Source organism: Streptococcus sanguinis, assembly GCF_019928825.1.
GTDB classification, from domain to species: domain Bacteria; phylum Bacillota; class Bacilli; order Lactobacillales; family Streptococcaceae; genus Streptococcus; species Streptococcus sanguinis_L.
This window is the reverse complement of the sequence record NZ_JAHZOP010000005.1, coordinates 1-13,317: the sequence shown is the minus strand read 5'-3', so window position 1 is coordinate 13,317 and position 13,317 is coordinate 1. Positions and strand designations below refer to the sequence as shown.

The window sequence follows — 13,317 nt, the reverse complement described above, 5'->3', positions numbered from 1 at the left end:
ATGTATGAAATTGGTCATTTTATAGAGATGAAAAAGCCCCATGCCTGCACCATTAAAGCGACTGGGAAAAAGGCGAATCGCTGGGAAATCACAAGGGTTGGTGCAGATATCAAAATCCGTTGTACTAATTGTGAACATCTTGTGATGATGAGTCGTCACGATTTTGAAAGAAAAATGAAGAAAATAATTGATTGAACTAAAAATCATCATAAATGCTATTGTAGAAAACTAAGTTGCATTGCTGAAGATCAGATTTAGATTTTATTTTCTTATTTTTCAATCAAAAATGGATAGGACTTTTTAAGTCCTATCCATTTTGCTTTTATTTAAGATCTTCAAATTTACCGTCTTTAACTTCTTTATAACCTGCTTTTTCAAGTAATTTAGCAGTTTCTTTATAGCTGATATAATCCGCTTTTTGATTACCAGATGTTTGAAGAAGCTGTTTACTTTGTAGTTCTTCAATATCAGCTTTACTGAAATCAATTGTCAGTTTTTCAGTTAAATAATCATCTTTGTACTCGATTTTATGAGTTAATCCTTTGATACCCTCAATAGATTTAGCATAGGCTTCTGTCTGCTCTTTAGCAGTGTCTTTTGTCAAGCCAACTGGTTTATAGTAGAAGGTGTTGTTTGTTTCGTTTATAAGAAGCTCATCACCTTTGTATTCAACAGTGATGCGGCTATCTTGCTTAGTATTTTGGTCAATCAGCTGGAAATAAGCTTTTTTAGGACTGCTGCAGGCAGCTAAAACAAACAAAGCGGAAACCGCAAGGAAGGAAAGAAAAAGTGTTTTGAAAGTATTCTTTTTCATTAGGGACTCCTTTAATAATAATATTAGCTATATTATACCATTTTTTTCTTCAATTTATTTTACATTTTTGTAAAGAAAGCTAGAAAAAATAACTTAAATCCGCTGTTTAGGATAAGGATTTATGGTATAATGGTTTGGATTGAAAAGATGAATGGAGAAGATAAGAATGGCTTTGACAGCAGGAATCGTTGGTTTACCCAATGTCGGTAAGTCAACTTTATTTAATGCAATTACAAAAGCAGGTGCAGAAGCAGCTAATTACCCTTTTGCGACAATTGATCCAAATGTCGGGCGGGTAGAAGTTCCGGATGTTCGTTTGGATAAATTAACAGAACTCATCAAACCACAGAAGAAAGTTCCAACAACCTTCGAATTTACTGACATTGCTGGAATTGTGAAAGGTGCTTCAAAAGGAGAAGGACTAGGAAATAAATTCTTGGCCAATATCCGTGAAGTAGATGCTATCGTCCACGTAGTACGTGCCTTTGATGATGAAAATGTCATGCGGGAACAGGGCCGTGAGTCTGAATTTGTAGATCCAATGGCTGATATTGAGACCATTAATCTAGAATTGATTTTAGCAGACCTAGAAAGTATCAATAAACGTTATGCGCGCGTAGAGAAGATGGCTCGGACCCAAAAAGATAAGGATTCAGTGGCAGAATTTAATGTTTTACAGAAAATTAAGCCTGTCCTAGAAGATGGTCTGTCAGCTCGCACAATTGAATTCACAGAAGAAGAACAAAAAATCGTTAAAGGACTCTTTCTTTTAACGACTAAGCCGGTTCTCTACGTGGCTAATGTCAGTGAAGATGAGGTGGCTGATCCAGATAATATTGACTATGTGAAGCAGATTCGTGAATTTGCAGCTACAGAAAATGCTGAAGTTGTTGTCATTTCAGCACGTGCAGAGGAAGAAATTTCTGAATTGGACGATGAAGATAAGTCAGAATTTCTGGAAGCTATCGGCTTGACAGAATCAGGTGTGGATAAACTGACCAGAGCAGCTTATCATCTGTTGGGGCTTGGAACCTACTTTACAGCTGGTGAAAAGGAAGTTCGTGCTTGGACATTTAAGTGTGGAATGAAAGCTCCACAAGCGGCTGGCATTATTCACTCAGACTTTGAAAAAGGCTTTATTCGAGCAGTCACCATGTCTTATGATGACCTAGTGCACTATGGCAGCGAAAAAGCAGTTAAAGAGGCTGGACGTTTGCGCGAAGAAGGAAAAGAATATATCGTTCAGGATGGCGATATTATGGAATTTAGATTTAATGTGTAAAGTATTTGTAAAGTCTAAAAATTCTAGGTTGGAAATTTTTTTCCAGCCCTTTTGGCTTTTATAAAGGAGAAAAATGGTAAAGTTAATAGTCGGTCTGGGAAATCCAGGAGAAAAATATATTGAAACCAAACATAATGTTGGTTTTATGCTAATTGACAAGATTTGTAAAGATCTTGATTTAAAGTTTACAGCTGATAAAATATTTCAAGCAGATATTGCCTCTACTTTTCTGAATGGTGAAAAAGTTTATTTTGTCAAACCAACTACATTTATGAATGAGAGCGGAAAGGCTGTTCAAGCTTTACTGGCATATTATGGTTTAGATATAGAGGATTTATTGGTCATCTATGATGATTTAGATATGGAAGTTGGTAAGATTCGTTTGCGCAGCAAGGGTTCAGCTGGTGGCCATAATGGTATTAAATCTATTATCAAACACATTGGAAGTCAAGAGTTTAAACGGATAAAGATAGGTATTGGCCGTCCAAAAGAAGGCGTGACAGTGGTTCACCATGTTCTAGGAAAATTCGATAAAGATGATTATATAACGATTCTGAATACTCTTGATAAGGTTGACAATGCTGTAAAATGTTATTTACAGTCAGGCAATTTTGAACAAACAATGCAGAAATACAATGGATAATAAAATGAACCTGATTGACTTATTTTGTCAAAACCAGCAAATTTCAGATTGGAAGAAAAATCTCCATAAAAACAGCAGACAGTTGATAATGGGATTGTCTGCATCAACAAAAGCAATTACTATAGCAGCTGGATTAGAAGAATCAGAGAAAATCCTTGTGCTGACTTCTAGTCAAAATGAAGCAGATCGTTTGGCTAGTGATTTGATTTCTTTGTTGGGAGAAGACAAGGTCTATACTTTCTTAGCAGATGATACTCCTATAGCAGAATTTGTTTTTGCTTCACAGGAAAAAATATTTTCTAGATTAGATGCTCTAAACTTTTTAATAGACCATCAAAAGTCTGGAATTCTAGTTACTAATGTCGCAGCCAGCAAATTACTCTTGCCTGATTCTATTGATTTTAAAAATACCAATATAAATTTGACAGTTGGACAAGAATATGACCTAAATAATCTTGTAAAGATGTTGTCAAGATCAGGATACAAGAAGGTGTCTCAAGTTTTAAGTCAGGGAGAATATAGTCTAAGAGGAGACATCTTAGACATTTTTGAGCGCTCAGCAGAGGCACCTTATCGCCTGGAGTTTTTTGGGGATGAAATTGATGGTATTCGGATTTTCAATCCAGAAAATCAAACTTCAATTGATAACATAGAAAGTATTTTGATTAAACCTGCTTCTGATATCCTGCTTTCTGAGAAAGATTATGCTCGAGGACGGGAAAATCTGGAAGCTATTTTAGAAAAAGCTGTTGATCCTGCTTTGAAATCTTACTTAGAAGAGCTACTAATAAGTGCCAAAGAGGAGTTCCATCATGCAGATATTCGCAAATTCCTTTCTTATTTTTATCAGAAAGAATGGACTATTTTAGACTACTTGCCTGTTCATAGTCCTGTGTTTTTTGATGATTTTCAAAAAATTGTGGATCGACATGCTCAATTTGAACTGGAAACAGCTAGTTTGTTGACAGATGATTTACAAAATTGTAAAGCTTTATCAAGTCAGAAATATTTTGCAGATAAGTACCAAGATTATCGTCAATATAAACCAGCAACCTTCTTTTCAAGCTTTCAAAAAGGTTTGGGAAATCTGAAATTTGATGCTTTGTATCAATTCAATCAGTACCCAATGCAAGAATTTTTTAGTCAGTTTCCCTTGCTCAAGGAAGAGATTAATCGTTATAAAAAATCTGGCTATACAATAATTTTACAAGCAAATTCTTCGTCAGGTTTACAAAATTTACATAAAAATTTACAGGAATATGATATTCATTTAGACTATATAAAAGAGGCTGAGATTCACAAAAATGCAGTTCAGCTTATAGAAGGAAATCTTGTTCAAGGCTTTAATTTCGTAGATGAGAAAATTGTTCTTATTACAGAATACGAAATTATTCACAAGAAAATAAAACGAAGAATCCGGCGACAGAATATCTCAAATGCCGAACGACTGAAAGATTATAATGAGCTAGAAAAAGGGGATTATGTTGTCCATAATATTCATGGGATAGGACGTTATCTGGGAATAGAAACGATTGAAATCTCTGGTGTCCACCGTGATTATCTGACAATTCAATATCAAAATTCTGATCGTATTTCGATTCCAGTTGACCAGATTGATCTCCTATCAAAATATGTTGCCAGCGATGGAAAAATACCTAAGGTAAATAAGCTAAATGACGGTCGTTTCCAGAAGAGTAAGCAAAAAGTTCAGCATCAGGTTCAGGATATTGCGGATGATTTGATTAAACTATATGCTGAACGCAGCCAGCTAAAAGGTTTTGCTTTCTCAGCTGATGATTCCAATCAAGAGGAATTTGATAATGATTTTCCTTATGTTGAAACAGAGGACCAGCTAAGAAGTATTCAAGAAGTGAAGAAGGATATGGAAAGCAGTCGTCCGATGGACCGTCTCTTAGTTGGTGATGTAGGCTTTGGGAAAACAGAAGTAGCTATGCGGGCTGCTTTTAAGGCTGTCAATAATCATAAACAAGTAGCTGTATTAGTGCCAACAACGGTTTTAGCCCAGCAACACTATACTAACTTTAAAGAACGCTTTAATGATTTTGCGGTCAATGTCGAGGTACTCAGCCGTTTCAGGAGTAAGGCAGAACAAAAACAGACTTTGGATAAGCTGCAGAAGGGACAGGTTGACATTATCATTGGGACCCACCGACTCTTATCCAAAGATGTAGAATTTGCGGATTTAGGTTTAATCATCATTGATGAAGAGCAGCGTTTTGGAGTTAAACATAAAGAAACATTAAAGGAATTGAAAAAGAAAGTTGATGTCCTAACCTTGACAGCAACTCCTATTCCTCGAACTCTTCATATGTCTATGCTGGGGATTCGTGATTTGTCAGTCATTGAGACCCCACCAACTAATCGCTATCCTGTTCAGACCTATGTTTTAGAAAGCAATCCTACAGTGATTCGAGAAGCTGTCTTACGTGAAATAGACCGAGGTGGACAGGTTTACTACCTTTACAATAAGGTTGACACAATCGAACAGAAAGTTTCAGAATTAAGAGAGTTAATCCCAGAAGCTTCTATAGGCTATGTTCATGGCCAAATGAGTGAAATTCGTTTAGAAAACACTTTACTGGATTTCATCAATGGAGAATACGATATTTTGGTGACCACTACCATTATTGAAACTGGGGTTGATATCCCAAATGCCAATACTTTGTTTGTAGAAAATGCTGACCACATGGGGATGTCAACCTTGTATCAACTTCGTGGCCGAGTTGGCCGCAGCAATCGGATTGCTTACGCTTATCTGATGTACAGACCAGATAAAATCTTAACAGAAGTTTCTGAAAAGCGTCTGGAGGCTATTAAAGGATTTACAGAGTTAGGTTCTGGATTTAAGATTGCCATGCGAGATTTATCTATTCGGGGTGCTGGAAATATCCTAGGAAGCATGCAATCTGGCTTTATTGATTCTGTTGGTTTTGAGATGTATTCACAGCTTCTAGAAGAAGCCATTGCTAAAAAGCAGGGTAGAGAAAACAAACGTCAAAAAAGCAATGCAGAACTTAATCTGCAGATTGATGCCTATCTGCCTAGTGACTATATTTCTGATGAAAGACAGAAGATTGAAATTTACAAGAGAATTCGTGAGATTGACAGCCGTGTAAACTATGAAAATTTACAGGATGAATTGATTGATCGTTTTGGGGAGTATCCTGATGTTGTAGCCTATCTGTTGGAGATTGGACTTGCTAAGTCTTATTTAGATCAGGCTTTTGTAAAGTCAGTGGAACGCCAGCAGAATGCAGTAATTATTCATTTTGAGAAAATTTCGCAGCAGCTTTATCTGACGCAGGACTATTTTGAAGCACTTTCGATGACGAATTTAAAGGCTCGAATTGGTGAAAAAAATGGCTTGATTGAAGTAATCTTTGATGTGAGGAACAAAAAAGATTATGAGATTTTAGAAGGTCTGGTTAATTTTGGAGAAAAGATGCTAGAAATTAAACAGCGTAAGGCAGAATAAAGGTTACAATTCAGTGAAGTTTGGCTTTTTAAGCTCTATTTTTCTCAAAAAATGGTAGAATAATAAATTAAGAGAAAATGAGGTAATAGGATGAGATTAGATAAATATTTGAAAGTGTCACGGATTATCAAGCGACGTCCAGTGGCTAAAGAAGTAGCTGACAAGGGTCGGATAAAGGTGAATGGTATCTTGGCCAAGAGCTCAACAGATTTGAAAGTGGATGACTTGGTTGAAGTACGCTTTGGTAATAAACTCTTGACTGTAAAGGTTCTGGAGATGAAAGACAGTACTAAAAAAGAAGATGCAGCTAAAATGTACGAAATAGTCAGTGAAACAAGGATAGAAGAAGATGCCTAAAAATATCGTCCAACTCAATAATCGTTTTATTCAAGATGAAAATCAACGCCGCAGATATGTAGATCAGGAACGGCGGAAACGCAACCGTTTTATGGGCTGGGTTCTGATTTTGGTGATTCTCTTATTTATTCTACCTACCTATAATTTGTACCAGAGTTATCAAACCTTGCTGCAGCGTCGTGAACAATATTCTAAACTCCAGGAGAAATATCAGACGCTCAGCGAAGAAAAGGTCTATCAATCTGATATAGCAGCCAAATTAAAAGATGATAGCTATGCGGCTAAGTATGCACGCGCTAAATACTCTTTTTCAAAAGAGGGTGAGTACATTTATACTATCCCAGATTTATTGCCACAGTAGTTATGGAAGATTTATTAAAAACAATTGAGCAGTTCTTGGCCTTTTCAGATGAGAAATTGGAAGAACTGTCTGAAAAAAATCAAACTTTGAAACTTCAAGAAAATCAAGAGGAAAGGGGAAAACATGCGTAAGTTTTTGTTACTGATATTTTTGCTGCCAGCTTTATTTAGCAGTATCACAGTTATTAGTACCGAAAAAGATTTCGTATTAGACGAGGAAGAAAAATATCATTTTACAAGCACTACGTATGGACGCTATTATGATAGCATCCCGACAAATCCTAATGTTTATGAAGAAACTCCTACATTTACAGATTCTACTCTGAGTAAGACTGCTGGAAAGCTAGTTCCAGACCAGCCTATCCAGATAGCAGGATTTTATGTAAATGAAGAAGGAGTCCCGATTTTCAAGCTGAAAAATGGGCAGTTTGTGATAGCGGACAAAAACACAATTTACGAAGATACTGTCCAGTCAATCGAAGATATCCATCAAGAAATGTGGTTGAAACCTGGCTTCATTCTTTATGATAAAGCCAATATCAACGGAGCTAAAAAAATCAATACAACATTAGCTCCATATACAAAAGTAAACATTGTTCAAATTGTCCAGACAGTCAAAGGAACTTATGCCCAGATTGAAGGACAGGGCTGGGTTTCTATGGAATTTCTGGATGAGACTGATAATCGAATGGACAAAGTTCAAGAAATTCTGAGCAGTAAGTATAACAAAGCTGACTACTCTATCTATGTCAAACAGTTGGACACTGGCAAAGAAGCAGGCATTAATCAAGATCAAGAGATGTATTCAGCTAGTGTGACAAAATTGCCTTATCTTTACTATGTGCAGGAACAGCTGGATCAGAAAAAACTTTCCTTAGATCAGAAGTTCAAGTATATTGGAGCAGTTAATGATTTTGCAGGTGCTTACGAACCAGAAGGAAGTGGCAGTATTGCTAAGTCAGCTGATGACAAGGAATATTCAGTTCAGGATTTGATTAATCGAGTGGCCAAAGAATCAGATAATGTCGCTCACAATATTTTAGGTTATTATGTGACCGATCAATCTGATAAAAATTTTCAGCAGACGATCAACAAAATAGCTGGAAAGAAATGGGATGTGGAAGAAAGACAAGCATCTTCACGTATGGCTGGAAATGTTTTGGAAGCTATCTATGAGCAAAATGGCATGATTATCGATGCCTTGTCTCAGACAAATTATGATAATCAGCGGATTTCTAAAAATATTGAAGCTAAAGTAGCTCATAAAATTGGCGACGCCTATGATTTCAAGCATGATGCTGCGATTGTCTATGCGGATTCTCCTTTTATCATTGTTATTTTCACCAATAATTCAAACTATGATACCATTTCCCAGATAGCAGACGATGTCTATGGAGTCCTGAAATGATCAAGCACGAATTTCTTAAAAAAATGCAGGAGAAAAAGTATTTCCAAGACCATCGAAAAGTTTTGGTTGCTGTATCAGGTGGACTGGATTCTATGACACTGCTGCAGCTGTTGATTGATTCTCAAAAAGAACTGGCTATCGAGCTTGCGATTGCTCATGTCAATCACAAACAGCGGCCAGAGTCAGATCAAGAAGAAAAGGCATTAGTAAAGATTGCGGAACAGCTTGGTGTAAAGATTTTTACATCAAGTTTTTCTGGTAATTTTTCAGAAAATGCTGCTAGGCAGTTTCGTTATGATTTTTTTGGGAAAGTGATGCAGGAGGAACACTATACAGCTCTAGTAACTGCCCATCACGCAGATGATCAAGCTGAGACTGTTTTTATGCGGCTGCTGCGTGGAGCTAGACTTCGTCATCTGTCCGGCATGAAAGCTGTCCAGTCTTTTGCTTGCGGGGAGCTGATTCGTCCTTTGCTTACTTTTCGTAAGTCAGACTTTCCAGAGATTCAACATTTTGAAGATAGCAGTAATTTTCAAAATGACTATCTCAGAAATCGAATTCGCAATCTTTATCTGCCGGATCTAGAAAAAGAAAATCCGAAATTCAAGGATTCTTTGCGGTATCTGGGCAAGGAAATTGAAGATTGGCAGACCGCTTTGTCTCACTTGACTAGAGATTTAGATATAGAAAATGTCCAAGTCTTTCATCAGCAAATCCCTCAGGTTCAACGTTTTCTACTGCAGAACTATCTCGAAAACTTTCCTGGTCTGAATCTGAGTAAGCAGCAGTTTGAGGAAATTTTAAACATCCTGCGGACTAAGGTCAATTATCAGCACACTTTGAAAAAAGACTATGAGCTTGTTAAAGATTACCAGCGTTTTGAAATTAGAAAAATCAGTCGTAAGCCCGATTTAAAAATGGATTCAATTTTGTTAGAATTTGAGAATCTGATTGAGTTTGGGCATTATCGATTTTCATTCGGGATTCCTTTGAGTGGTGAAAATATACAGAAAATTTTTGTCTCGCGTGAAACTTCGCTAACACTTCGCTTTCGAAAAGAGGGAGACAGTATTTTGCTGAATGGTCATCACAAGAAACTTCGCCGTCTTTTTATTGATAAGAAGGTTTCCTTTGAAGAACGGAATTCATCTGTAATCGTGGAACAAAATCATCAAATTTTAGCAATCTTAAATATTGCTATCAGTGATTTGAGTAAGGCATTAAAAAGTGATATAATGAGTACTGTACTTTATATTCAGAAAATAGATGGGTAAAATTATGCTAGAACAAGATATCAAAAAAATATTGATTTCCCATGAAGAAATCGTGGATGCCGCAAAAAAACTTGGCCAGCAATTAACCAAAGACTACCAAGGTAAAAATCCAATTTTTGTTGGAATTTTAAAGGGTTCCGTGCCTTTTATGGCTGAGCTGATCAAGCATGTTGATACACATATTGAGCTTGATTTCATGTTGGTTTCCAGCTACCATGGTGGTACTACCAGCTCAGGTGTCATTAATGTTATTAAAGACATTGATCAAGACATCACAGGACGTGATATCCTATTTGTTGAGGATATAATTGATACTGGTAAGACTTTGAAAAGCTTGTGCGATTTGTTTAGAGAAAGAAATGCTGCATCAGTGAAAATTGCCACACTTTTGGATAAGCCAGAAGGCCGTATTGTTGAAATCAATGCAGATTATACATGTTTCACAATTCCAAATGAATTTGTTGTTGGATATGGGTTAGATTACAATGAGAACTATCGTAATACTCCATATATTGGTATTTTGAAAGAAGAAGTTTATACAAAATAAAGGTTTACTATTAATAGATGAAAAATAAGCAAAATAATGGTTTTATAAAAAATCCATTTCTCTATATTCTGATTATTGTTGTCCTAGTGACAGGTTTTCAGTATTTCTTTTCAGGAGATACTGGCGGTCGCAGTCAGCAAATCAATTACACAGAATTAGTGAAGGAAATTAAGGAAAATAATGTCACAGAGATGAGCTACCAGCCAAATGGCAGCGTCGTTGAGATTTCAGGTACTTACAAAACACCTCAGGAATCGAAAGAAGATACAGGGATTTTATTTTTCACTCCAAACGTTTCTAAAGTAGAGAGATTTACAAGTATTATTTTACCGTCAGATATTACAATTTCTGATTTACAAAAGTTAGCTTCTGAGCATAACACTGAAATCAGCATAAAGCGCGAAAGTTCAAGCGGAATGTGGATTACAATCCTCACTTCCATCGTTCCTTTTGTAATTGTCATCTTCTTCTTTATGTCCATGATGAATCAAGGTGGCGGTGGTGGTGCCCGCGGTGCCATGAATTTTGGCCGCAATAAGGCGCGTGCAGCTAACAAAGAAGATATCAAGGTTCGTTTCTCAGATGTAGCTGGTGCCGAGGAAGAAAAGCAAGAGCTAGTAGAAGTTGTTGAGTTTCTGAAAGATCGGAAACGTTACACCAAGTTAGGTGCTCGTATTCCTGCCGGTGTCCTTCTAGAAGGCCCTCCAGGAACTGGTAAAACCTTGCTTGCTAAGGCAGTTGCTGGGGAAGCTGGAGTTCCTTTCTTCAGTATCTCAGGTTCCGACTTTGTAGAAATGTTTGTTGGGGTCGGAGCAAGCCGTGTTCGTTCTTTGTTTGAAGATGCGAAAAAAGCAGCTCCTGCCATTATCTTCATCGATGAAATCGATGCAGTCGGTCGTCAGCGTGGTGTTGGCCTTGGCGGTGGTAACGATGAGCGTGAGCAAACCCTCAATCAGCTCTTGATTGAAATGGATGGTTTCGAAGGCAATGAAGGAATCATTATCATTGCTGCTACTAACCGTTCGGATGTATTAGATCCAGCCTTGCTGCGTGCTGGCCGTTTTGACAGAAAAGTGTTGGTCGGCCGTCCTGATGTTAAAGGTCGGGAAGCCATTCTTCGTGTTCATGCTAAGAATAAGCCGCTGGCTAAAAATGTTGATTTGAAACTAGTTGCTCAGCAGACACCAGGTTTTGTTGGTGCTGATTTGGAAAATGTCTTGAATGAAGCTGCTTTGGTTGCTGCCCGTCGTAACAAGAAAGTTATCGATGCTGATGATATTGATGAAGCAGAAGACAGAGTAATCGCAGGACCTTCTAAGAAAGATAAAACGGTGTCTGAACGCGATCGTCAAATGGTTGCTTATCATGAAGCTGGACATACTATTGTTGGTTTGGTATTGTCAAATGCGCGTGTCGTACATAAGGTAACCATCGTACCTCGTGGACGTGCTGGTGGCTATATGATTGCCCTGCCTAAGGAAGACCAAATGCTTCTATCTAAAGAAGATATGAAAGAGCAATTAGCTGGTCTTATGGGTGGCCGTGTGGCTGAAGAAATTATATTTAATGTGCAGACAACAGGTGCTTCTAATGACTTTGAACAGGCAACTCAGATGGCCCGCAGTATGGTAACGGAATATGGAATGAGTGAAAAACTTGGTCCAGTTCAATACGAAGGAAACCATGCTATGTTTGGTGCAGCCAGTCCTCAAAAATCAATTTCAGAACAGACTGCATATGAGATTGATGAAGAAGTAAGAGAACTTCTTAATGAAGCTCGTAACAAAGCAGCAGAGATTATCCAGTCCCATCGCGAAACTCATAAATTGATTGCTGAAGCGCTTCTTAAATATGAAACTTTGGATAGCAATCAGATTAAATCATTGTATGAAACTGGCAAAATGCCAGAAGAGTCTGAACTTGAATTAGACAAAGAAGCTCATGCGCTTTCTTATGATGAAATTAAAACTAAAATGGAAGAAAAAAGTTCCGAGTAAAAGAAGTTGGAGAAACTCCAACTTTTTTCTCTTTTTCTGAAATAATTATTGACAAAGGAAGAAAAGCTGATATAATGGAATATGTTCTGCAGAAGGACAAGAAATGGTCCGTTGGTCAAGGGGTTAAGACACCGCCTTTTCACGGCGGTAACACGGGTTCGAATCCCGTACGGACTATATAATCCGCCATAGCTCAGTTGGTAGTAGCGCATGACTGTTAATCATGATGTCGTAGGTTCGAGTCCTACTGGCGGAGCTAGGTTTAAAAAATCAAATGTGTAAGCATTTGATTTTTTTCTTGCTTTCATACTTCGCACAATCCTCCCAAATGACTAAATATGTGCCTGAAATGACTTAAAAACAATTATTAGAGTCAGAAGAGTTCCAAAACAATGCTTTTTAGAAGAAAGAGCTCACCTTGCTTTCTATTTACAGTAGAATTAAGTCAAGTAAAATTTAAGGAGGAACTATGGATTTTAGAGCTACTTATGAGAAGGTGAAATGGATAGTTTGGAAGTGTAAGAAAGATTACTATATACACTTGTGGGAACATAGCGATTGGGAGCAAGAAGGGATGTTAGTTTTATACGAACTTCTGCTTAAAGAAAAAGGAATTGAAAACGATGAGGAAAAACTCTATCGTTATTTCAAAACAAAATTCAGAAATCATATACATGATAAAATTCGTAAACAAGAAAGCCAAAAGCGCAAATTGGACCGCCAGCCTTATGAAGAAGTGAGCGAGATTGGACATCGACTAAAATCAAAAGAGTTGTTTCTAGATGAGTTAGTTGCCTTCAGAGAAGCGATTGACAATTATAAAAGAACTCTTGATGATGTTGGATTGGATAATTATCAGAGACTGATGAGCAATGAACGCTTTAAAGGAAGAAGAGCTATGCTTAAAGATTTAAAAAATCACCTAAAAGATTTTCAAGACAATACGATTTTATAATGAACAAACTTGATGAATCTCAATCTGTTTTACTAGAACAGGTTCGAGCATCAAGTTTTTTATTAAATAAAAAGATAAAAAAATTAGAAAAAGGTATTGACAGGGAGGTGGTTGGGTGATATACTAATATAGTTGTCGCGAAAGACAAAGCCCTTTGAAAACTGAACAAGACGAACCAAGTGCA

The 13,317-nt window shown here is 37.1% G+C and carries 13 protein-coding genes and 2 tRNA genes; 14 read left to right on the top strand and 1 reads right to left on the bottom strand.

Annotated features, from left to right (window positions below; translation table 11 throughout):
• The gene (locus K1J09_RS10035) at window positions 1–195 is read left to right on the top strand and encodes a DUF951 domain-containing protein (RefSeq protein ID WP_002931702.1); all 195 of its coding nucleotides are present in this window, start codon (window positions 1–3) and stop codon (window positions 193–195) included.
• 127 nt (window positions 196–322) lie between these two features.
• Here the strand turns inward: K1J09_RS10035 and K1J09_RS10030 are convergent, their stop codons facing one another.
• Window positions 323–814: a DUF1307 domain-containing protein gene (locus K1J09_RS10030; protein ID WP_002894297.1), complete on the bottom strand. Its 492-nt coding sequence runs from the start codon at window positions 812–814 to the stop codon at window positions 323–325.
• A gap of 166 nt (window positions 815–980) precedes the next feature.
• On the opposite strand from K1J09_RS10030, the gene ychF reads away from it, so the two are divergent.
• From ychF to K1J09_RS09970, 13 genes are all read left to right on the top strand, one after another.
• A complete protein-coding gene (gene ychF, locus K1J09_RS10025) occupies window positions 981–2,096 on the top strand; it encodes a redox-regulated ATPase YchF (protein WP_223323937.1) in 1,116 nt (371 codons plus the stop codon).
• Between the two features lie 73 nt (window positions 2,097–2,169).
• A complete protein-coding gene (pth, locus tag K1J09_RS10020; protein WP_223323938.1) occupies window positions 2,170–2,739 on the top strand; it encodes an aminoacyl-tRNA hydrolase in 570 nt (189 codons plus the stop codon).
• On the top strand, window positions 2,732–6,235 hold the full coding sequence (gene mfd / locus K1J09_RS10015) for a transcription-repair coupling factor (protein ID WP_223323939.1): 3,504 nt from the start codon (window positions 2,732–2,734) through the stop codon (window positions 6,233–6,235). The genes pth and mfd overlap by 8 nt, the downstream gene beginning before the upstream one ends.
• A gap of 90 nt (window positions 6,236–6,325) precedes the next feature.
• Window positions 6,326–6,592 carry an RNA-binding S4 domain-containing protein gene (locus K1J09_RS10010; RefSeq protein ID WP_002894302.1) on the top strand — a complete coding sequence of 89 codons (267 nt, stop codon included), beginning with the start codon at window positions 6,326–6,328 and terminating at the stop codon, window positions 6,590–6,592.
• Window positions 6,585–6,953 (top strand): septum formation initiator family protein, encoded by a 369-nt coding sequence (locus K1J09_RS10005; RefSeq protein WP_023917162.1) that lies wholly within the window; start codon window positions 6,585–6,587, stop codon window positions 6,951–6,953. The genes K1J09_RS10010 and K1J09_RS10005 overlap by 8 nt, the downstream gene beginning before the upstream one ends.
• 2 nt (window positions 6,954–6,955) lie before the next feature.
• Window positions 6,956–7,084, top strand: coding sequence for an SP_0009 family protein (locus tag K1J09_RS11840; protein WP_002928624.1), 129 nt, complete (start codon window positions 6,956–6,958; stop codon window positions 7,082–7,084).
• Entirely contained in the window at window positions 7,077–8,360 is a 1,284-nt protein-coding gene (locus K1J09_RS10000) for a serine hydrolase (protein ID WP_126434930.1), read from the top strand. Before K1J09_RS11840 ends, K1J09_RS10000 begins: the two co-directional genes overlap by 8 nt.
• Window positions 8,357–9,634: a tRNA lysidine(34) synthetase TilS gene (tilS, locus tag K1J09_RS09995; RefSeq protein WP_125332641.1), complete on the top strand. Its 1,278-nt coding sequence runs from the start codon at window positions 8,357–8,359 to the stop codon at window positions 9,632–9,634. The genes K1J09_RS10000 and tilS overlap by 4 nt, the downstream gene beginning before the upstream one ends.
• Before the next feature lie 4 nt (window positions 9,635–9,638).
• Entirely contained in the window at window positions 9,639–10,181 is a 543-nt protein-coding gene (hpt, locus tag K1J09_RS09990; protein WP_032906688.1) for a hypoxanthine phosphoribosyltransferase, read from the top strand.
• Window positions 10,182–10,198: 17 nt separating this feature from the next.
• Window positions 10,199–12,178, top strand: a complete 1,980-nt coding sequence (gene ftsH, locus K1J09_RS09985; RefSeq protein ID WP_125332639.1) for an ATP-dependent zinc metalloprotease FtsH — start codon at window positions 10,199–10,201, stop codon at window positions 12,176–12,178.
• 105 nt (window positions 12,179–12,283) lie between these two features.
• Window positions 12,284–12,355: transfer RNA gene (locus K1J09_RS09980), tRNA-Glu, on the top strand.
• Between the two features lie 5 nt (window positions 12,356–12,360).
• Window positions 12,361–12,434 (top strand) — tRNA-Asn (locus tag K1J09_RS09975).
• A 213-nt stretch (window positions 12,435–12,647) separates the two neighbouring features.
• The gene (locus K1J09_RS09970; RefSeq protein WP_002928633.1) at window positions 12,648–13,133 is read left to right on the top strand and encodes a sigma-70 RNA polymerase sigma factor region 4 domain-containing protein; all 486 of its coding nucleotides are present in this window, start codon (window positions 12,648–12,650) and stop codon (window positions 13,131–13,133) included.
• Window positions 13,134–13,317: the final 184 nt, after the last annotated feature.